The 1,626-nt window shown below is 38.3% G+C and carries 1 protein-coding gene; it reads right to left on the bottom strand.

Annotated features, from left to right (window positions below):
- Window positions 1-138: 138 nt before the first annotated feature.
- On the bottom strand, window positions 139-1,374 hold the full coding sequence (locus CHI10_RS21950; RefSeq protein WP_072502019.1) for an IS110 family RNA-guided transposase: 1,236 nt from the start codon (window positions 1,372-1,374) through the stop codon (window positions 139-141).
- Between the last annotated feature and the right edge of the window lie 252 nt (window positions 1,375-1,626).

Raw genomic sequence — 1,626 nt, 5'->3', positions numbered from 1 at the left:
ACTAAACCAGCTAATAGTTTGTCAATATTTTTCAATAAAAACTTAAAATATCTCATGCTATACTAAAAATGCGCATGCCAAATAACCTTCCATTATTCTGTTGTTGGAAGGTTTTGTGATATTTAGTTTAATTTGGTTTTAAGCTATATCTTGGAAAGTTGTTTTGCTTTTTAAAAGGGCAAATATCCAGTGTAAGAGCTTATTTACACAAGCAATTACAGCTACCTTAAAAGGTTTTCCTTCTTCACGTTTTTTATCATAGAACTCTCGTAATTTCTTATTTCGAGGAATAATTTCATCGCTTGTTTTACTCTTGCGACAGTCACGAATCGCACAACGAACAGCCATATATAAGGCGTGACGAAGCCTACTGGATCCTCTTTTCGTGATTCGGTTTCTGGTGGCTGTAAACTTACCAGATTCGAATACACTAGGATCAACTCCAGCGAAAGCTACGAGCTTTTTAGGATCATTAAATCGATCTATCTCCCCAATTTCTGAAATGATCGTTGCAGCGATCTTTTCACCGATACCAGGGATAGATTTGATAATATTATATTCTTCAACTTCTTTAGCGAGGGCATCTATCTCTGACTCTAACTTGGATAGGTGCTCTTTGTATTGAAGAATAATGTTTATATACATACCAAGACTCAAAATATGACTCTGATACAAAGTCTTTTCAAACGGATTTCGGTCTGCGGCAGCTTTGAGTTGAATAGCTTTTTCATTAGCCCATCTGTATGAACGGCTTTTACATAATTGAGCGATTTTGTCAGCTATGGTTTCAACGCTTGCCTCTAATATATCTTCAGATGAGGGAAACTCTGAAAGAGTTAACAGTGATACTACCGAATATAAGTCACCAAAAACCCCTCTATATTCAGGAAAGACCTGGTCCAGAATGGCTTGAAATTGTAGCTTTGTTTGGATTAATACCCCCGTTATATTCTCGTGCTGTCTGGTAAGATTTCGAAGGTTTAAAAGTTGAACTCCACGCTTTTTATATGGCTCAAGATCCTCTTTATAAAACAGCTCGCAGAGATGGTAAGCATCGACCGCATCTGTCTTTACTTTCCGAAGACTTGAACTTTTCGCCTTATAAGAAATCAGTGGATTAATGATGATCAATAAATATCCACGGTCCTCCAAGTATTGAACAACAGAGGAATGATAATGTCCTGTTGCTTCTAGGACGATAGGTGGTTTCTTACCTGTTTCTCTCTTTACGACCTCCAGAAACTCTACAAGTAAATCAAGACCTTCAATAGTATGAGAAACTTTAAAGCTCTTACGATATGGTTTGCCTTTATCCAAAAATGCCTGAACCTGACTTTCCCCTTTTGAAACATCCAGACCAATGACTGGATTCATTTAAAATCCTCCTCCTAAACTAGTAATTTGCCAGTACCCCTAATTCCTCCATGCAGTGTCACAGCTTCGCTTGTTATACGAGATCTATGTCCCAACCAGCCTCAATCATGTTTCTACAAGCAGGGGGCGAACCGTTTAGTTGACGGGGTCGAAGGCCCCACGGGCAGTTACGTTCTACCCTGGCTACTGATATAATAAGACCAAATAAAAAATGGTCAACCAGAAATATCTGGTGACCTTATAATACGAACG

Source organism: Bacillus sp. 7894-2 (assembly GCF_002272225.1).
GTDB lineage: Bacteria > Bacillota > Bacilli > Bacillales > Cytobacillaceae > Cytobacillus.
This window is presented reverse-complemented; position numbering and strand designations above follow the sequence as displayed.

What these genes read in the sequence shown, in the direction of transcription:
- CHI10_RS21950 (WP_072502019.1), bottom strand. Translation starts at nt 1,374, where the DNA reads ATGAATCCAGTCATTGGTCTGGATGTTTCAAAAGGGGAAAGTCAGGTT.